The sequence below is a fragment of the Corynebacterium sp. 74A genome, assembly GCF_008930665.1.
Taxonomy (GTDB): domain Bacteria; phylum Actinomycetota; class Actinomycetes; order Mycobacteriales; family Mycobacteriaceae; genus Corynebacterium; species Corynebacterium megadyptis.
Map to the genome: position 1 here is coordinate 220756 of NZ_PQMG01000001.1, position 17630 is coordinate 238385.

The 17630-nt window shown below is 63.7% G+C and carries 19 protein-coding genes; 5 read left to right on the top strand and 14 right to left on the bottom strand.

Features of this window, described 5'->3' with window-relative positions:
• Window position 1 precedes the first annotated feature (1 nt).
• Together GBB11_RS00910 and pyrR are read right to left on the bottom strand one after the other, a co-directional pair.
• The gene (locus tag GBB11_RS00910) at window positions 2–943 is read right to left on the bottom strand and encodes an aspartate carbamoyltransferase catalytic subunit (RefSeq protein WP_151548655.1); all 942 of its coding nucleotides are present in this window, start codon (window positions 941–943) and stop codon (window positions 2–4) included.
• 76 nt (window positions 944–1019) lie between these two features.
• Window positions 1020–1604: a bifunctional pyr operon transcriptional regulator/uracil phosphoribosyltransferase PyrR gene (gene pyrR / locus GBB11_RS00915; RefSeq protein WP_151528685.1), complete on the bottom strand. Its 585-nt coding sequence runs from the start codon at window positions 1602–1604 to the stop codon at window positions 1020–1022.
• 305 nt (window positions 1605–1909) lie between these two features.
• Between pyrR and GBB11_RS00920 the strand changes: the two genes are divergently transcribed.
• Genes GBB11_RS00920 through GBB11_RS00940 form a run of 5 tightly spaced genes read left to right on the top strand, consistent with a single transcriptional unit; the run spans window position 1910 to window position 5287 of the window.
• The gene (locus GBB11_RS00920; RefSeq protein WP_151548656.1) at window positions 1910–3283 is read left to right on the top strand and encodes a TIGR01777 family oxidoreductase; all 1374 of its coding nucleotides are present in this window, start codon (window positions 1910–1912) and stop codon (window positions 3281–3283) included.
• Window positions 3284–3338: 55 nt separating this feature from the next.
• On the top strand, window positions 3339–3869 hold the full coding sequence (locus GBB11_RS00925) for a YbjN domain-containing protein (protein ID WP_151548657.1): 531 nt from the start codon (window positions 3339–3341) through the stop codon (window positions 3867–3869).
• A gap of 11 nt (window positions 3870–3880) precedes the next feature.
• Window positions 3881–4285 (top strand): YbjN domain-containing protein, encoded by a 405-nt coding sequence (locus GBB11_RS00930; protein WP_151528682.1) that lies wholly within the window; start codon window positions 3881–3883, stop codon window positions 4283–4285.
• A gap of 10 nt (window positions 4286–4295) precedes the next feature.
• Window positions 4296–4799 (top strand): hypothetical protein, encoded by a 504-nt coding sequence (locus GBB11_RS00935; protein WP_151548658.1) that lies wholly within the window; start codon window positions 4296–4298, stop codon window positions 4797–4799.
• The gene (locus GBB11_RS00940) at window positions 4796–5287 is read left to right on the top strand and encodes a hypothetical protein (protein WP_151548659.1); all 492 of its coding nucleotides are present in this window, start codon (window positions 4796–4798) and stop codon (window positions 5285–5287) included. Before GBB11_RS00935 ends, GBB11_RS00940 begins: the two co-directional genes overlap by 4 nt.
• A 112-nt stretch (window positions 5288–5399) precedes the next feature.
• Here GBB11_RS00940 and nusB read toward each other — a convergent pair whose 3' ends face one another.
• The 12 genes from nusB to alaS all read right to left on the bottom strand — a co-directional run bounded on the left by nusB (window position 5400) and on the right by alaS (window position 17627).
• The gene (gene nusB / locus GBB11_RS00945) at window positions 5400–6041 is read right to left on the bottom strand and encodes a transcription antitermination factor NusB (RefSeq protein WP_151548660.1); all 642 of its coding nucleotides are present in this window, start codon (window positions 6039–6041) and stop codon (window positions 5400–5402) included.
• Window positions 6042–6126: 85 nt separating this feature from the next.
• Window positions 6127–6690 (bottom strand): elongation factor P, encoded by a 564-nt coding sequence (efp, locus tag GBB11_RS00950; RefSeq protein WP_151528678.1) that lies wholly within the window; start codon window positions 6688–6690, stop codon window positions 6127–6129.
• A gap of 114 nt (window positions 6691–6804) precedes the next feature.
• Window positions 6805–7896 (bottom strand): aminopeptidase P family protein, encoded by a 1092-nt coding sequence (locus tag GBB11_RS00955; RefSeq protein WP_151548661.1) that lies wholly within the window; start codon window positions 7894–7896, stop codon window positions 6805–6807.
• 54 nt (window positions 7897–7950) lie between these two features.
• Window positions 7951–8388, bottom strand: a complete 438-nt coding sequence (gene aroQ / locus GBB11_RS00960; RefSeq protein ID WP_151548662.1) for a type II 3-dehydroquinate dehydratase — start codon at window positions 8386–8388, stop codon at window positions 7951–7953.
• Window positions 8376–9458, bottom strand: coding sequence for a 3-dehydroquinate synthase (gene aroB / locus GBB11_RS00965; protein WP_151548663.1), 1083 nt, complete (start codon window positions 9456–9458; stop codon window positions 8376–8378). Before aroB ends, aroQ begins: the two co-directional genes overlap by 13 nt.
• 20 nt (window positions 9459–9478) lie before the next feature.
• Window positions 9479–10009, bottom strand: a complete 531-nt coding sequence (locus GBB11_RS00970) for a shikimate kinase (RefSeq protein ID WP_151548664.1) — start codon at window positions 10007–10009, stop codon at window positions 9479–9481.
• Window positions 10010–10015: 6 nt separating this feature from the next.
• Window positions 10016–11218 carry a chorismate synthase gene (gene aroC, locus GBB11_RS00975; protein WP_151548665.1) on the bottom strand — a complete coding sequence of 401 codons (1203 nt, stop codon included), beginning with the start codon at window positions 11216–11218 and terminating at the stop codon, window positions 10016–10018.
• 65 nt (window positions 11219–11283) lie between these two features.
• The gene (locus tag GBB11_RS00980; protein WP_151548666.1) at window positions 11284–11745 is read right to left on the bottom strand and encodes a prepilin peptidase; all 462 of its coding nucleotides are present in this window, start codon (window positions 11743–11745) and stop codon (window positions 11284–11286) included.
• Window positions 11746–11812: 67 nt separating this feature from the next.
• A complete protein-coding gene (locus tag GBB11_RS00985) occupies window positions 11813–12661 on the bottom strand; it encodes a shikimate dehydrogenase (RefSeq protein WP_151548667.1) in 849 nt (282 codons plus the stop codon).
• A gap of 239 nt (window positions 12662–12900) precedes the next feature.
• Window positions 12901–14100 (bottom strand): endolytic transglycosylase MltG, encoded by a 1200-nt coding sequence (mltG, locus tag GBB11_RS00990; protein WP_151548998.1) that lies wholly within the window; start codon window positions 14098–14100, stop codon window positions 12901–12903.
• A 61-nt stretch (window positions 14101–14161) separates the two neighbouring features.
• Window positions 14162–14680 carry a Holliday junction resolvase RuvX gene (gene ruvX, locus GBB11_RS00995; protein WP_151548668.1) on the bottom strand — a complete coding sequence of 173 codons (519 nt, stop codon included), beginning with the start codon at window positions 14678–14680 and terminating at the stop codon, window positions 14162–14164.
• A gap of 283 nt (window positions 14681–14963) precedes the next feature.
• Entirely contained in the window at window positions 14964–17627 is a 2664-nt protein-coding gene (gene alaS / locus GBB11_RS01000) for an alanine--tRNA ligase (RefSeq protein ID WP_151548669.1), read from the bottom strand.
• Window positions 17628–17630 lie beyond the last annotated feature (3 nt).

Below are 17630 nucleotides of genomic sequence, written 5' to 3' on the forward strand. Positions count from 1 at the left end.
CTTACTCGCGCGGGCTGCCCTGGCCACAGAGCAGGGTAAAGAGCACGGCCATGCGCACGTGCACACCATTGGATACCTGTTGCAGCACGGCGGTTTGCGGGGCGTCGGCAACATAGTCGTTGATTTCCATGCCGCGCAGCATCGGCCCGGGGTGCATCACGATGGCCTCGTCCTTCAGCTGCGCCAGGCGGGCCTTGCTCATTCCGTACAGGGTGGCGTATTCGCGATGCGAGGGGAAGAACCCGCCGTTCATGCGCTCTTGTTGCACGCGCAGCATCATCACCACATCTTGCGTGGCGAGCACTGGGTCCATCTCATAGGAGACGGTCACCGGCCAGTTCTCCACACCGAAGGGCAGCAGCGTGGGCGGGGCAACGAGGGTGACCTCGGCGCCTAAGGTGCTGAGCAGATCCACATTGGAGCGCACCACCCGCGAGTGCAGGCAGTCGCCCACAATCGCAATCTTCTTGCCTTCGATACGGCCCAGGCGCTGGCGCATGGTCACCGCATCTAGGAGGGCTTGGGTGGGGTGCTGGTGAGCACCATCGCCGGCGTTGATCACGCTCGGCCCCTCCCCCTGCGGGGCCACCCAGCGGGCCAGCTGCTCAGCCGCGCCCGAGGCGGGGTGCCGGATGATGATGGCATCCGCCCCCACCGCACTCAAGGTCAAGCCGGTGTCCTTGAGCGATTCGCCCTTCTTCACCGAGGACGAGGAGGCGGAAATATTGATCACGTCCGCGCTCATCCACTTGCCGGCAGTCTCGAAGGAGGAGCGGGTGCGGGTGGAGTTTTCGTAGAAGAGGGTGAAAATGGTGCGGCCGCGGAGTGTCGGCAGCTTCTTGATCTCGCGGTGAGACAGCAGTTCTAGGAACTTGTCCGCCTCATCCATGATGGTCAGGATCTCGTCTTTGCCGAGGTCCTCGATGGAAAGCAGGTGTTTCATTAGCCTCTAGCTCACTAGGTTCTAGACAGCACGTGCAGGCCGTGGCGGCGTTCGCAGCTGCCGCGGCAGGCGCGCGCTACTCGCGGGTGGTGGCGGATTCGCCGGGATGATTCGTACGGGAGATCTCCACGGCATCCTCGCCGTCGATCTCTGCAAGCAACACGCTCACGCCCTCGCTGACGGCCGTGGGCAGGTTTTTGCCCACATAGTCCGCACGGATAGGCAGCTCCCGATGGCCGCGATCCACGAGCACCGCGAGCTGCACGCAGTGCGGGCGGCCGATATCGCGGAGCGCGTCGAGGGCGGCGCGAATGGTGCGACCGGAATAGAGCACATCATCGACCAGCACCACGGTGATGTCATCGATACCGGTATCAGGAATGGTGGTGGGCTTGAGCGCGCGGTGCGCACGGTGGCGCAAATCATCGCGGTACAAGGTGATATCGAGGGTGCCGACGCTCACGGCCACGCCCGAGAATTCTTCAATCTTGGCCGCCAAGCGCTGGGCCAGCGGCACTCCCCCCGAAGGAATACCCATCAGACACACCTCGGGGTGCGCTGATTCCTTCGCAGCATCAAGTGCTGTCTTTTCAATAATTTGGTGCGCGATGCGCGCAATCGTGCGTCCGACATCGTCGGCGCTCATTAATTGCGTTGCCATCGTGACCTCCTTCCCCGCCTCTCTGTGCGGTCCGTTAAAGGATGCCCTCAGACACCGAGACTGCAGTCACTATGCAGCCACTGAATCCTATGAACTTTATCGTTTTCTTAGCTTAGCACCCGCTTTAGCCCACCACTAGGAAATGACCACCACCCCTCACCCCACCCGCGGGGCTATCGCTTATCGACGCTCACCTACCCCACTTCCCAGCCCGGCGAGAGCTGAATCTCATGGCAGTGTCCGGCTGTCTCCGTATAATCGACACTCATACACTTGCCGCCGCTTTGAGGAGGTCACCAACCCACGTGGGTATTTCAACCGAGCACATTCTTCCCTTCCCCCGCTCAGAAGTCTGGCAGTGGCACACCCGCCCTGGTGCGGTGGTGCGATTGACACCGCCCTTCGTACCCATGACCCCTGTGAAGCAGGCTAGCTCGCTGGCCACCGGAACCACCGAGTTTTCGCTGCCAGCAGGCCTAAAATGGGTGGCCAAGCACGATCTTGCCGGCTACCACGAGGGACGCCAATTTACCGATGTGTGTATCAACGCCCCCATGCGGGCGCTCTCGCAGTGGCGCCACATACACGCCTTCGCCGACAGCCCGGCCGGCACCCGTATCACCGATACCGTGCACACCCGGCTTCCGGGGAGTTTCCTCGAGGCCACTTTCGCCTATCGGCAGCACCAGCTGCTGGAGGATCTCACTCGGATAGCGGAGTTCCAGGCGCTCGATAGTGCCCCCACCGAGCCGCTTACCATTGCGCTCACCGGTGCCGGCGGATTCGTGGGCACCCATCTCGCCGCCCAGCTGCGCACCTCCGGGCACACCGTGATCGAGCTCAAACGCGGCTCCGATCTGAAACCCGGCCAGCGCCGCTGGCATACCACCCTGCCCGATGAGGATCTCCTCGATGGTGTGGATGTGCTCATCCACCTTGCCGGCGAGTCCATCGCCGGTCGCCTGAGCGAGTCCCACCGCGAGAAGATCCGCCACTCCCGTGTCACCCCCACTCGCCGTCTCGCGGAATTGGTGGCCGCGTCTGAGACCTGCCACGCCATGATCGTCGCCTCCGCGGTGGGCTTCTACGGCCCCGACCGTGGCGATGAGCTGCTGGACGAGTCCGCCGAGCGCGGCGAGGGCTTTTTGGCCGATGTGGTCGCCGAATGGGAGGAGGCCTGCGCTCCGGCCCGCGAGGCCGGAAAGCGCGTGGTGAATCTTCGCACCGGGCTGGTCATGGGCGCCGCCGGCGGCATGCTGCCCGGGCTGCGCGCCGCCTTCGGCGCGGGCCTGGCACCGCAGGTGGGTACCGAGGGCGGCTATCTGCCCTGGGTGAGCATCGATGATCTCACCTCGATGTATTACCGCGCTGCCGTTGATCCGCAGATGTCCGGCCCCTTCAACGCCACCGGCCCGCAGCCGGTGCGCTCCGAGGAATTTGGCGAGACCCTCCAGGGCGCGATGCACCGCAGGTTCGTGGTGCCGATTCCGGCGGTGGCCCCCAAGCTAATGATGGGCCCCATCGCCTCCGAGGAGCTGCTCATGACCTCGCAGAACGCGGTTCCCACCAAGTTTGAGCAGCTGGGCCACCGTTTCACCCACCCGACACTCGCGGCGACCTTCGCCCACGAGCTTGGCGGCGAGACGCTTTTCGACGCCACCTCCGGCGACGATTCCTAGCCCTTGACCGCATCTCAACCTATCCCCCATCACCTGTGTTTTAAGGAGTGAATCAGTGGATTCAGCCGACACCGCTGCCGACGAGCAGCTACTCATGCCCCTCACTATCGAGCGGGTGGCCGCCGTGCTACGCGAACAGGACCTCGAGTTCGACGACATCGAGGGCGCTATTCGCACCGGCTTCTATGACGCCGCCATCGGCATCGTGGTACACGAGGGCACCTTGCTGCTCGACGCCCGCTGGCGCGGCGAGCCGAGCCCCGATCAGGGCAATGATCTGCTCCAAGCCGCCCATGAGTGGAACGTGCCGGAGATCAAACCCACCATGTATGTCGGGGCCGCCTCCGGCAGCGAGGACGGTGTGGAAGTGCACCTGCAGCGGGCCTTGCCGGCGCTGAATAAGGCCGGCGGCTACACCCATAATCAGCTGGGGCTATTTGTGGTCTCTTTCTTCACCGCCACGGCCACCGCCTGCGACTATCTGGCCAATTCCTTCCCCGATCTGGTCACCTGGGAGCGCCCTGAGGCGGAGTCCGCCCCCGCGGCCGATGCGCCCGCCACCACCTCCGAGAACGACAACGCTTAAAGGATCACGCCGTGCCTGAACTCAACGCAGTCACCTATGCCCGCGTCAAGGACGCCCTGGCCAGTGTCGATGTGGAGCTGGAAGACATCGACTTCCCCGATGTGGGTCACGCCCGTCTCAATAACATCGATACCTTCATCGCCGTACTGGACAATCAGTCCGTGATTGTGCGCGCCGAATATCCTCTCGAGTCCCTCGAGGGCCCGTGGTTTGCCGCCTGCAACCACTTCAATGCCCGGTTGCACGGGGTGAAAGCGGTAGTCGCCACCTCCGGCGATACCCATGGCCTACGCACCGAGTCCGAGTTCCCTGTCTCTGCCTATATGAGCGATGCGCAGCTGCAGGAGTCGCTGGAGATCCGTATCGATTTGGTTCTTGCCGGCATGAAGGCCCTGCAGGATCTCGGGAAAAAGTAAGTTCACTATCGTGGCGCGCCGCTCCCATCCCGCAGCACTACGCATCTTCGAGGCTGTTCATGCCTGGTTGCGTAGTGTGCGCCTGCCGGTGAGGTTCGGCCATGAGTCCTTTCTCGTCACCACCGACCACGCGGCGGTGGAAATCACTTACGATCCCTACCGCGATGCCTTGGTGGTGCACGGGATGTGGCCCAAGGAGGCCACCGTCGATACCCTCGAGCGCTTGACGAACTTCGTGGACTTTTGGAACGTCAACCGCATTCAGCCCATCGGCTATATGCTTACGGGCGAGGACGCCTCCCTCGGCGTGGGCTGTGTGGTGCATCTTCCCGATGCCTCCCAGTGCAGCGCGGAAGAATTGGGCGATGCCGTGGATCACTACCTTGCGATGGTGGACATCTTCTTCATCGAAATGGAGCACTTCTTGCCCGATGTGTGTGGTACCACCGTGGATCACCACCCCTATATGCTGCGGCTGCCCACCATGCCGATTATCGAAAGCCCGCCCCGATGAGCGTTCACTATCTCCATCTCGTGGAAGCGATCTCCGCCCACGCCCGCATCATCGATCGGCACCGCGGAATACGGTTCTGCTTTCCCGATCATCCATTGGTCTTTCACGCCCATCTGCGCGCCCCAGCGGTGATGTTCATTTCCGCGAGCGAAGCCTTGCGGGAGTCCTATACCGTCGAGCAGCGCCGCGACGCCGTCCTCGCCGCCAATGGCTACCACCAAGAGGGTCATCACGCGAAGCTTGGGATAGCCCAGTTCGGCCAGTCCGAGGCGCTCACCGCCATGAGCACCGCATCGACCTTCCTCGTGGACTCGCTCACCACCGCCCGCCTAGAGCGGCATGTTTTACGCTGCTGCTATGACATTGCCGACGCGCTGCACTGGCTGAGTACCACCCTCGATACCCCCACCATCGTTCCCGCCCCCAACCCCGAGTGGTTACCCCGCACACTCAACGGGCCGTGGACGGAGCCGGACACACGCGCCTAGAACTGGGCCAACACAGAAAATAACCACCGGAACGTCTGCTACTACGCAGCAGAGTTCTCGGCGGTATTCGGTATGTGGGAAGAGGAGGAACCTCAGCGACCGGTGCGGGTACTTAGCGCTCCAGCTCCTGCTCTGGCTCCTGCTCGTGCTCAGCCACTGCGGCGGCATCGCTCTCAGCGGGGATGTCCGCACCGTCCAGCGGAGCCTCCTCATCGTCGACCGTGACGGGCACGGGGCCTTCGAGGGTCTCATTGGCCTCGTCGAGGGTGTCCTCGTCTGCGTCGTCTTCCACGGGCTGAAGTTCCTCGGCCTTGATGTCCTCGAGGTTCTTCGCCACCGAGTCGAGCACGGCATTGATATAGGGCGAAGCCACGGGGGTGGAGTATTCGCTGCCGAGCTCTACCCCTTCCACCACGGCGGTGCGGCGCGGCACATCCGGGTTGAAGAGCAGTTCCCAGCCAGAGACACGCAGAATGGCGCGGTCGACGGCAGGCAGGCGATCGAGTTCCCACTCGGCGGCGAGGAAGCGCTCGATGACCTCATCGATGCGGTCAAGCTCGACCGCCACACCCTCGACGATGTCGCGGGTATAGGGCTTGATGGGAGCCACCCCGGCATTCTGGTCTTGGGAGAGCGTCGCGCGCTCCTCCACCAAGGCCACGGGATCGATATCGCGGGCCTCTGCCTCGAAGAGGATATCGACGGCGCGGCGACGCGCCTTATACCGAGTTCCCCGCCGCTTGAAGTCAGTCACAGTCTCCTCAGAACTTCCTGATAGTACAAATAATGCGCACGCCGCGCGGTACTTGTCCGCGAGACGTGCATGTGCAGTGTGGTGCTTAGTTGTTCACGCGGGACAGGTACTCGCCGGTGCGGGTATCGACCTTCACCACGTTGCCGGTCTCGAGGAACAGCGGCACCTGGATCTCGGCGCCGGTCTCGAGGGTGGCGGGCTTGGTGCCGCCGGTGGAGCGGTCGCCCTGCAGGCCCGGATCGGTGTGCTCCACCTTCAGCTCCACGGCCACGGGCAGATCGGCGAAGAGAGCCTCGCCCTCGTGGAAGGAGACCTGCACGGGCATGTTCTCCAGCAGGAAGCGGGCGGAGTCGCCGATCAGGTGCGGCTCCAGCTCGACCTGCTCGAAGGTCTTATCGTCCATGAACACGTAAGCGGTGCCGTCGTTGTACAGGTAGGTCATGTCGCGGCGATCCACTAGTGCGGTCTCCACCTTCACGCCGGCGTTGAAGGTCTTGTCTACGGTCTTGCCGGAGACAACGTCCTTCAGCTTGGTGCGCACGAATGCGGGCCCCTTGCCCGGCTTGACGTGCTGGAACTCGATAATCTGCTGCAGCTTGTTATCGATCTTCAGCACAAGACCATTCTTGAAATCGGCGGTAGTTGCCACGTGTTTAGCTCCTTCGGGCCCGCGCCCAACGACGTCGGCTGCGGGAAAGGTTTCCCCGCCGCCGCGCGGCGCGAGCACTCAACAATATGAAAGCGTGTACTTGACCAAACCAGACTACACCACGGTGAGCTGCTTGCTCACCTTGGTAATAATCTCGGGCTGGCCGTCGGTGATGATGAGGGTGTCCTCGATACGCACGCCACCCTTGCCGGGAACGTAAATGCCCGGCTCGATGGTCAGCGTCATGTCCTTCTCCAGCACGTGGGTGCTGGTCTGGGCAGCAGCGGGGGCCTCGTGCACGTCGAGGCCAACACCGTGGCCGGTGGAGTGTACAAAGTACTCGCCATATCCGGCTTCCTCGATGACATCACGGCAGGCGCGGTCGATATCGACCAGCTTCGCCCCAGGTCGCGAGGCCTCCACGCCGGCGAGCTGGGCCTTGAGCACCACCTCGTAGATCTCGCGGGCGAAATCACTGGCCTCGCCGATGATGATGGTGCGGGTCATATCCGAGTTAAAGCCGCGATCGTGGGCCCCGAAGTCGATGGTGACGATATCGCCATGCTCGAGCACCCTATCGCCGGCACCGTGGTGCGGCTTCGCCGAGTTCGGGCCCGAGGCCACGATGGTATCGAAGGACACCCGCTCAGAGCCGAGCATGCGCATCCGGTACTCCAGATCCGCGGCGACCTGCCGCTCGGTGCGGCCCGCGGCCACCTCGCCGGCGGCGAGCATATCCAGATAGGCCTGGGAGGCCAGCGCCGCGACGTCGCGCAGCCGCTGCTTTTCCACATCGTCCTTGATCAGGCGCAGCTTCTCGATGATGCCGCTGACCGGAACCAAGGTGACGTCCTCCGGGCAGGCCTTTTCTAGGGCTTCCAGTTCAGAGACGGTGACATAGTCGGCCTCATAGCCCACGCGGCGATGCCCTTCCACCCGCTTGAGCAGCCCGGTGGCGCAGCGACGCTCCAGCACGGCCGCAATATCCGGGACTTCTTCCGCGATCTGAGTGGTGTAGCGGCCATCGGTGGCGATGCTGGCGGTGAGATCCTTATTCACCAGCAGTGCCGCATTGGATCCGGAGAACCCAGAAAGATAGCGCACGTGGGTGAGATGGGTGACCAGCATGACATCGACGCGTTGACTGTTCAGCTCGGCCGACAGTGCGCGGCGGCGGGTGAGGAATCGGGTATCGCTCAAAGACATCTATTCAAGGCCCCTCTCGGCTCAAATCGTGTGTGGTCTGGATCTAGCTCAACTCTAGGTGATGCGCTCCGCCAGGTACTCGAGGGCGAGTTCATAGCCTTTCACCCCGAGGCCGGCGATCACCCCGAGCGCGATCGGGCTGAGATAGGAATGGTGACGGAAAGGCTCGCGGGCGTGCACATTCGAGATGTGCACCTCGACGAAGCCGTGGCCATCGGCGATCTCGGCGAGGGCGTCGCGCAGCGCCACCGAGGTGTGGGTCAATCCGCCGGGGTTGATGATGACTGCGGCACCCCGATCGGCGGCGTCATGCACCCAATCGATGAGCTGGCCCTCGTGATTGGATTGGCGGCACTCCACCGCGAGGCCCAGCTGCTGGGCGCGGCTGGCGAGCCGCTGCTCGACGTCGTCAAGCGTCGTGCTGCCATAGACCTCGGGCTGGCGCTTGCCGAGACGGTTGAGGTTCGGACCGTTGAGAATTAGGACGTCCATGCCACCACCTGCTCATAGGCCTGGCGCAGCTGCTCTTCGGTGGTGTCCTCTAACCGAGTGGTCTCCCCCACCCCAGTGAGGCCAACGAAGCGGATGGAGCCGCCGCGGTTCTTTTTATCCTTGCGCATACCGGCGAGCAGCTGTTCAAAGCTGGCGCCGTTGTAGCCGGTGGGCAGGCCCACGCTGGAGATGATCGCGCGGTGGCGCTCCACCTCGGCCGCGGAGAGCTCGCCGCGGATCTGCGAGAGCGCAGCAACATACATCATGCCCACCGCCACCGCATTGCCGTGGCGCCACCGGAACTGCTCATTGAGTTCCACAGCGTGGCCGAAGGTGTGGCCATAGTTGAGGATTTCGCGCAGATTGGATTCCTTCAGATCGGCCGCGACGACTGCGGCTTTGACCGCCACGGAGCGAGCAATCAACTCCGGCAGATGCCCGGTGGGGTCCACGCAGGCGGCCGGATCGGACTCGTAGAGGGCGAGAATCTCCGGATCGCGGATAAACCCAGTTTTGATGATCTCTGCGGACCCAGCGATGATCTCCTCCCGCGGCAGGGTCGCGAGGCAGTCGAGATCAATGAAGACGCCGAAGGGCTCGTGGAAGGCACCCACGAGGTTTTTCCCGGCCGCGGTATTGATGCCGGTTTTGCCGCCGACAGCGGCGTCCACCATAGCCAGCAGCGTGGTGGGGCAATGAATCACCTTGATTCCACGCATCCACGAGGCGGCGATGAAACCAGCGGCGTCGGTGCAGGCACCACCGCCCACAGAGACCACCACATCGCGGCGGGAAAATTCGAGCTTGCCCAGCTCGTCCCACATGCGCCCCGCCTCGGCGAGGGTTTTGCCGGATTCCGCATCGGCCAGCTCGAGGGGATGCACCTCCATGCCGGCGGAGCTGAGGGCGGCGCCGATCCGCGCCGCGATGTGCTCCACGGAATGCTGATGGATGATCGCCACCTTGCGGGCGTCTGCGGCACTGCTCACCAGCTCGCTCAGCGCCGGCGCGATACCGTGATCGATGACGACCTCATAGGGAGAGGCGCCGTTGACGGGGATGGAACGCATGATTGTCCTTGCTACGGGGATTAGAGGCTGGGCTCGGGTTCGCAGACGGTCTCGAGATAGGCGAGCACATCGGCCACCACCCGCTGCGGGCTGCGCTCATTGGAGCGAACGCGGAAGGTAGCCACATCCTTGTAGTAGCCGATGCGCTCGTCGTAGAGCTGCTGATAGCGCTCGCGCGGATTCTCGGACTGCAGGATCGGCCGCGAGGAATCCTGGGCGGTGCGGCGCAGCCCCTCCTCCACGGAGATGTCGATCCACACCACGGAGTGATGATCGAGTGCGGCGCGCACGGAGTCAGTGACCACTGCCCCGCCGCCGAGGGAGACAATGGCGTCCTGATCGAGGGCTTCTGCGACCACCTCTGCCTCGAGGGCGCGGAACTTCTGCTCGCCGAGGCGGGAGAATACCTCGCCACATGGCTCGCCTTCGCGCTCCTCGATCATCTGATCAGTATCCACAAGGGGGATGTTCAGCGCCCGCGATAGGCGGCGACCAATGGTGGATTTCCCCGCGCCAGGCAGGCCAACGAGAACAACTCGAGGGGTTCCCATGTGTTTTTAGAACTCCAATCGCTTAGCAACGCTTTCGGTATAAGTATCGACATTTCGCTTAGTCTCGGCAAGCGAATCACCGCCGAATTTCGCCAGCACAGCGCGGGCGAGGACGAGAGCAACCATCGCTTCGGCCACCACTCCGGCAGCGGGGACGGCGCACACATCGGAGCGCTGGTGAATGGCGGTGGCAGCATCGCCAGAAGCCATATCCACGGTCTGCAGGGCCCGCGGCACCGTCGAGATCGGCTTCATCGCGGCCCGCACGATCAGCGGCTGACCATTGGTCATGCCGCCCTCGAGGCCACCAGCCCGGTTGGACAGCCGGTCCACACCATCGGCGGTGCGCACCATCTCATCGTGGGCCTGGGAGCCGGGGCGGACGGCCTCGAGGAAGCCATCGCCAATCTCCACTCCCTTGATGGCTTGGATGCCCATGATCGCCCCCGCCAATTGGGCGTCGAGGCGATCCTCGCCGGAGGTATAGGAGCCCAAACCGATGGGCAGGCCATTAACCACGACTTCCACCACGCCGCCGAGGGTGTCGCCGGACTTTTTCGCCTTATCGATATGCGCGATCATGGACTCCTCGGCGGCCTTATTGGCGGCACGCACCGGAGAGGCGTCGATGTCCTCGAGCTGCTCGAAGCTGGGGGTGGGTCCGTCATAGGGCTCGGATTCGCCGATCGAGATCACATGGGAGAACACTTCCACTCCGATGGTCTCGCGCAGGAAGTTACGCGCCAGCACACCGAGGGCCACCCGGGCCGCGGTTTCGCGGGCGGAGGCGCGCTCCAGCACAGGCCGGGCCTCGTCGAATCCGTACTTGATCATGCCGGAGAAATCGGCGTGGCCGGGCCGGGGCCGGGTGAGCTTGGCACCGCGGCCGGAGGACATCGCCTTCTGCACCTCAGGATCGTCCTCATCCAATGGCGAGGCGGACATGATGGTGGTCCACTTAGGCCACTCGGTATTGCCGATCATGATGGCAATCGGTGCACCCATCGTTCTGCCGTGGCGCACCCCAGTAAGCAGGGACAGCTCATCGGCTTCGAACTTCATGCGGGCGCCGCGGCCATAACCGAGTCGACGCCGAGCGAGATGCGCCGAGATCTCCTCCAAGGTGATCGGCACGCCCGCAGGCAGGTGTTCCATGGTGGCGATTAGGGCTTGACCGTGGGATTCCCCAGCTGTAGTCCATCGAAGCATGCCCCATATTCTTGCACGCCGCGGCTGGATACACGCACATCTACCCCCGTTTAATTTCGCCGCCCTTAAACTTCGACACACAGCAGCGCGGCCATGAGCGTCGCCGCCACCATCCCCGGCCCGTGCGGGACGCGGCCGCGCGCTGCCGCCGCGGGCAGGAGCTGACGGTGCTGGAGGGCGGCGTCGATAAGCGTGAGTACTGCGGCACCGGCGATGACCCATGGCAGCACGAGCGCCCCTTGAGCTGCGGCGATAATGCCTAGAGAGACGGCAAGTTTGACGTCTCCGCCGCCGATGCCCCAGCCCCGCCACCATGCGAGCCCATAGCTGGCGCCCCAGAACAGCCCGCCCCACCACGCGGCGGGAAAGAGCACGAGCGTCATGAGGATGGCCGGCAGGGTGAGCGCGTTGGGCAGGCGAGCGTGAACGCGATCCCAGCCGGCGGCAAGAATGAGCATCACGCAGACGGCACTCAGCAGCAGCTGTTGCGGACTGCCGCCGAGTGCGGCGCAGATGATTGTGAACACATACTCCCCCTCAATATGTGCTGAGATATCCGGCCTGTTCCCCGTGCTGTCACGGAGGACGGAAAACCTAAGCGGCGCCAGCGATCTCGGTGGCCAATACCTCGGTGGCTTCGGCGAGTGCGGCCACCATGGAGTCCTTGGGTGCGGCGACGCCGGTGAATTGTTCGAATTGGCTCAAGGCCTGAAAAGCGAGCATGCTCAGCCCGCCGACGCACGCTAGGCCGCGGGTTCTCCCCACCGCGACGAGCGGGGTGGGCCATGGATCGTAGATGACATCAAAGATCGGCGCGTGGGCGATATGTTCTTCCTTGCCTTGGACCACGGCGGCGGGCACCGTGGAGATCACCACGGCACTGCGGCGGCAGGCCTCGGCAATCGCTGTCGTATCCTCCCAGGACAACCAGCGCAGCGGCGCCTCGCAGAGACAACGCAGCTCCTCGGTTTTATCGCTGCGGTTAATCACGGTGATCTCCGCGGCACCAAGCTGGCCTGCCGCATAGATGGAGGGACGGGCGGTACCGCCACCGCCAATGACCACCACAGGCTTACCGGCCAGCTCCACGCCGAGCACCCCAAGCCCGCCGTAGATACCTTCCACATCGGTATTATCGGCGCGCCAGCCATTCTCGCAGCGCACGAGCGTATTGGCCGAGCCGATGGCGCGGGCGCGCGGGCTGCGTTCCACAGCAAGGGCATTGGCCTCGAACTTGCAGGGCATCGTCACCGAAAAACCGGCGATCTCCGGGTCCGCGGCGGCCTCGGCCATGACCGTGGCCATCTCCTCGGCGGAGGTGTCGCGTCGGCCATAGCTCCACTGGCTCAGACCAGCGGCTTGGTAGCCGGCGTTGTGCAATACCGGGGAGAGGGAATGGGCGATCGGGGATCCTAAAACTGCGGCGCGTGGCATGTCTGCCATTGTCTCGCCTCGCTCGGGTGCTGTCCACACACCGCGACGAAGCGGGGGCGGCGCGGGGGATGCGCACCGCTGCTTTGCCCCACCTCGTACCCCTTAGCTCCCCGCGTTGTCGCAGACTGGCGCGCGCCCACGCGCATGCAGACATGCACAAACGCCCGCCCCCGTACTTCGGAGGCGGGCGTCAAGCGTGCCCAAGGCGTGCAGCCCCGTACGGAGCTATAGCCCTAGGGCCTTGTGGCTTAGGGAGCCTCCGGTGCCGGCGGCTCGGGCGCGGCCGGGGGCTCAGGCTCTTCACGGCCGCTGTCGAGCACGCCGTTTTCGATAGCGCGCTGGGTATCGGCCTGGTGTTGGTCGAAGTTGTCGTTGAACACGGTGGTGCCGTCCTTATCCACCGTCACGAAGAACAGCCAGTTGCCCTCGGCCGGGTTCTCCATGGCGCGCAGCGCCTCCTCAGAGGGTGCCGCGATGGGAGTCTCGGGCAGGCCGTCCTTGGCGTAGGTATTCCACGGCGTGACGCGGGAGCGGTCCTTATCGGTGGTGGCCACCTCCACCTCGGGCAGGCCATAGTTCACGGTGGAGTCGAACTCCAGGCGCATCGGCTCATTGAGGCGGTTAAGAATGACTCGGGCCACCTTGTCGAAGTCACCGGCCGGGGCCTCGCGCTCGACCAGGGATGCGGCGATAAGCAGCTCATAGGGGCTGAGACCGACGGCCTGGGCGCGGGCCACGATATCGGTGTCGTTATAGATCTTGGTGGAGCGGGCCACCAGATCCTTCAGCACGGCAGTGGCATCGGCCTTGGGGTCGATCACATAGGTGCCGGGGGCGATAAGCCCCTCGAGACGCTTCGGATCCGCGCCGCGGGCACGCACCGGCTCGAGCGCCCACTCGGGCACACCGAGATCTTCGAGTTTTGCGTTGGCGGCCGCCTTTTCCAGCTCGGGCAGCGGGATGCACTCCCCAGCCGCGTCCTCGCAGCTGATGCGGGAGATCTCGGAAAGAATACCGGGCCGAATTTCGCCACTGACGGCGCGCACATCCATCAGGGTCTGGCCGCCGGGCACCTGCAGCGCCTCGGCCTTATTGGCGGGATCCACCAGGGCCGCCACGGCCGCCTCGGCGCTCATCTCGCGCTGCAGACGGTAGAAGCCGGGCTGAATGCTGGCGGCATCGGGGTTCGCGCTGGCCGCCCGTTGGAAGGCACCATTGGACTTCACGATGCCGCGCTCGACCAACTCCCCTCCCAGCTCGGAGACGGACTCGCCCTCGTTGATCTGCACGAGCTCGATCTCGCCATTGCCCTCGCCGGAGTAGTCAGCGAGGCTCGGTGGATTTGCGCGCATCACGGCGATGTAGATGACGGAGCCGATGATAAGCAGCAGAGAGGCAACCAAAATAGCCACACCGCGCTGGCGCCTTTTGACATACACCGGTTCCATGCGCCTACCGCGCCGGGCTTGAGGACGTTGAGCCATAACTTATTTGAGCCTCTCAGAATCTTTACTCCTCGCCCTCGCGGCAGAGGCGGTTGTTCCGCGCATCCAGCCACGATTGCAAGATTTCCACTGCAGCTGCCTGATCAATCACGTCTCGGCTCGTGCGGCTAGACCGCCCCGCCGCGTGCATCGCCTGGGTGGCCACGACGGTGGTGAGGCGCTCATCGGCGAAGCGCACGGGGATGCTGTGCCCCGCGCGACTCAGCCGCCGGTTGATCCGGAACGCAATTTCTTTGGCATGCTTGACTGACTTGGAGCCATGTCCCTTGAGATCGCGCGGCAAACCGACCACGACCTCCACTACCTGACCGTCTTCGATGATCTCGATCAGACGGTCAATATCCGCTAGGTCCCTGCCCCCGAACCCCGTCTGGCGCTGCACAGTTTCCACCGGCATAGCCAGCGAGGCGTCACGATCCGACATGGCGAGACCAATACGCGCCGTCCCGACGTCAATACCGAGCCGTCGACCCACTCCGGGATCATCAACCCCAGGCTCATCGGGTACTGGTTTATTGGCCATTCGCATCTTTCTGTCTTCACAACGGGCATTGAGCACATAGCTACACCTACAATGTAGCGATTCGTAACCTTTTAGTGATAAATATTCCTGCGTGTGTTGCCCAGTAATATGGCTTTTCGACGCCCACCTCCCCCACACCACCCACGTTGCTTCAAGGTTCACACCTTGACTGATGGCCCTGTGAGAAGCGGCAAGCCGCATCGATTCAGCGCAGAGTTATTTCCCATGACAAACGAAACACCCATCCCTTGTACCTCGGGATGGGTGCATGCGTTGCGGGCGTCTAGCCCTCGAGTGCTGCGGCTACTGCAGCGAAACCGGCAGCGATACCGGAGGCGTCAGAGCCAGAGCCCTGGGCCATATCCGGCTTGCCCCCACCGCGGCCACCAATGTGGCTGCCGAAGGTCTTGACCAGTTCGCCAGCCTTGATGCCTTGGGACACCGCCTGCGCGGTGGCAGCAACGATGAAAGGCACCTTGCCGCCATTATCGCTGGCCAGAACCACCACACCGGCGCGCTCGCCGAGGCGGTTCTTCAGATCAGAGGCCATCTCGCGCAGGTCTCCGCCGGAGAGGTTCTCGGCCGGGGTTGCGGTGATCAGCTCATAGCCGCCGACCGGGCGGGCCGAGGAGAGGATCTCGCCGGTCTGGGCGGCCAGCTGCTGCTTGTGCAGCTGGGCGATCTGCTTCTCGGCCAACTTGAGCTTCTCGGTCAGCTGGGAGATGCGCTCCGGCAGCTCCTCGCTGGGGGCCTTCAAGGAGCTCGCCAGGCCGGCGGCGAGGGCGCGCTCGCGGGAGAGGTAGGAGAAGGAATCCAATCCGGAATAGGCCTCGATGCGGCGCACCCCGGATCCCACCGAGGACTCGCCCAGCACGGCCACGGGGCCGATCTGCGAAGAGTGCTGCACGTGGGTGCCGCCGCAGAGCTCCATGGAGAAGGGGCCACCGATTTCTACCACGCGCACATTGCGGCCATAGTTCTCGCCGAAGAGCGCCATCGCGCCCATGGCCTTGGCCTCATCCAGGGTGGTTTCGATGGTATTGACCTGGTGATCGGTATCCACAGCCTGATTGGTGATGTACTCGATCTGCTGCATCTGCTCCGGGCTCAGTGCCTGGGTGTAGTTGAAGTCGAAGCGCAGATAGCCCGGCTTATTCATCGAGCCAGCCTGGACCGCTGTGGGACCGAGCACCTCCCGCAGCGCGGCGTGAATGAGGTGGGTGGCGGAGTGCGCCTGGCGGGCAGCGTGCCGCCATGCCGGATCGACGGCGGCGTGCACCTGCGCGCCCACACCCAATTCACCGCCGACCACACGGGCCTTGTGCACCCACAGCTTTTTGCCGATCTTCTGCACATCACTGACTTCCAGATCGGCGGAGCCGGCGGTGATACGGCCACGATCGCCCAGTTGGCCGCCTGCTTCGGCGTACATCGGCGAGACGTCGAGGATGACCTCGACCTCCTCGCCCGGGGAGGCGGCGTCGAGACGCTGCCCCTGGCGAATCAGGCCCAGCACGCGGGATTCGGACTCGAGGTTGTCATAGCCGACGAACTCGGTGGGGTGATCGTCCACGAACTCGCGGTAGACGGACATGTCGGCATGGCCGTGCTTCTTGGCCACGCTATCGGCCTTAGCGCGGGCGCGCTGTTCGGCCATGAGCTGATCGAAGCCCTCGCGATCCACGTCGAGGCCCGCCTCGGCGGCCATCTCCAATGTGAGATCGATCGGGAAGCCATAGGTGTCGTGCAGAGCGAAGACCTTATCGCCGGAGAGGCGTGTCACCCCGGCGGAGCGGGCCTCGGCGGCGGCATTATCAAAGAGGTGCGTGCCGGATTCGAGCGTGCGCAGGAAGGCCTTTTCCTCATTGGTGGCCACCTGCAGAATGCGGGCGCGAGCATCCGCGATCTCCGGGTAGGACAGCTCCATGGTGTCCATGATGGTGTTCATCAGCTGTTCCATGGTCTCGCCGGTGGCCCCGAGCAGCTTCGCCGAGCGGATGATACGGCGCAAGAGTCGGCGCAGAATATAGCCGCGGCCCTCATTACCCGGGGTGACACCATCGAGGATGAGCATCATGCCAGTGCGGGAGTGATCGGCGATCACGCGGAAACGAATATCGTTCTGGTGATTCTTGCCATAGGTGGCGCCGGTGAGGGTTTCGGCCACGTCAATGACGGGGCGCAGTAGATCCGTCTCGTAGACATTGTCCACGCCCTGCATGATGCAGGCGACGCGCTCAATGCCGAGGCCGGTATCAATATTCTTCTTCGGCAGCGGGCCGAGGACCTCGAAGGAGTCCTTGCCGGTGCCCTCGCCGCGCTCATTCTCCATGAACACGAGGTTCCAGATCTCCATGTAGCGGTTATCATCCGCCACCGGGCCGCCCTCTTGGCCATAGTCGGGGCCGCGATCGTAGTAGATCTCGGAGCAGGGGCCGCAGGGGCCGGGAATGCCCATGGACCAGTAGTTATCTGCCATGCCCAAGCGCTGGATGCGCTCGGTGGGTACACCGATCTTCTTATGCCAGATATCGGCGGCCTCGTCATCGTCGAGGTACACCGTTACCCAGAGGCGCTCCGGGTCGAGGCCATAGCCGCCCTCGGCTACATCTCCGGTGAGCAGCTCCCAGGCATGGGTGATCGCGCCTTCCTTGAAGTACTGGCCGAAGGAGAAGTTGCCGGCCATCTGGAAGAAGGTGTTGTGGCGGGTGGTAATGCCCACTTCCTCGATGTCGAGGGTGCGCACACACTTCTGGATGGAAGTGGCCGTGCCATTGGGGAAAGGCGGATTCTGCTGGCCTAAGAAGTAGGGCTTGAAGGGAACCATGCCGGCGTTCACGAACAGCAGGGTGGGATCGTCAAGAATCAGCGAGGCGCTCGGCACGGCCTCGTGGCCTGCCTTCACGAAGTGCTGCGTAAAACGCTCTCTGATCTCATGAGTCTGCACGAA

Bases quoted from the DNA above. Each gene is read 5' to 3' on its own strand.
- aroQ (WP_151548662.1), bottom strand. From the start codon at position 8,388: ATGGACGTCCTAATTCTCAACGGTCCGAACCTCAACCGTCTCGGCAAG.
- pyrR (WP_151528685.1), bottom strand. From the start codon at position 1,604: ATGGCAACGCAATTAATGAGCGCCGACGATGTCGGACGCACGATTGCG.
- GBB11_RS00955 (WP_151548661.1), bottom strand. From the start codon at position 7,896: ATGTCTTTGAGCGATACCCGATTCCTCACCCGCCGCCGCGCACTGTCG.
- GBB11_RS00910 (WP_151548655.1), bottom strand. From the start codon at position 943: ATGAAACACCTGCTTTCCATCGAGGACCTCGGCAAAGACGAGATCCTG.
- aroB (WP_151548663.1), bottom strand. From the start codon at position 9,458: ATGCGTTCCATCCCCGTCAACGGCGCCTCTCCCTATGAGGTCGTCATC.
- GBB11_RS00970 (WP_151548664.1), bottom strand. From the start codon at position 10,009: ATGGGAACCCCTCGAGTTGTTCTCGTTGGCCTGCCTGGCGCGGGGAAA.
- mltG (WP_151548998.1), bottom strand. From the start codon at position 14,100: ATGGAACCGGTGTATGTCAAAAGGCGCCAGCGCGGTGTGGCTATTTTG.
- GBB11_RS00985 (WP_151548667.1), bottom strand. From the start codon at position 12,661: ATGGCAGACATGCCACGCGCCGCAGTTTTAGGATCCCCGATCGCCCAT.
- aroC (WP_151548665.1), bottom strand. From the start codon at position 11,218: ATGCTTCGATGGACTACAGCTGGGGAATCCCACGGTCAAGCCCTAATC.
- ruvX (WP_151548668.1), bottom strand. From the start codon at position 14,680: ATGGCCAATAAACCAGTACCCGATGAGCCTGGGGTTGATGATCCCGGA.
- GBB11_RS00940 (WP_151548659.1), top strand. From the start codon at position 4,796: ATGAGCGTTCACTATCTCCATCTCGTGGAAGCGATCTCCGCCCACGCC.